Genomic DNA, 267 nt, shown 5'->3' with positions numbered 1-267 from the left:
CCAATTAAAGGGTATGGTGCTGTTGAAATGGGAGTGCATACATTTTATCACACGAACAAAGGTCAGACACAGGAAAAAGTCAGTGGAACCTACAAATTTGTTCAACTTTGGCAGTTCATAGACGAAACCTGGAAATTAGCTAAAGTAATCAGTTATAGTCATAATGAGATGCATAATGATTAAAAAGCTCATTTCTGCTCTGGTTTTGGTCTTACTGGTATCAGCTGTGCATGCTCAAATTAAAACCCTAAATGGAAAGACAATCTC

At 37.1% G+C, this 267-nt stretch carries 1 protein-coding gene; it reads left to right on the top strand.

The window, feature by feature from the left end:
* A partial coding sequence (locus tag SB764_RS40850; protein ID WP_410866875.1) for a hypothetical protein occupies positions 1 to 183 on the top strand: 183 nt, incomplete at its 5' end.
* Between the last annotated feature and the right edge of the window lie 84 nt (positions 184 to 267).

It is taken from the genome of Paraburkholderia sp. SIMBA_027, assembly GCF_046535315.1.
In the GTDB taxonomy this organism is placed as follows: domain Bacteria; phylum Pseudomonadota; class Gammaproteobacteria; order Burkholderiales; family Burkholderiaceae; genus Paraburkholderia; species Paraburkholderia tropica.
The sequence above is the reverse complement of the archived record's forward strand: the minus strand, read 5'-3'. Positions and strand labels throughout refer to the sequence as shown.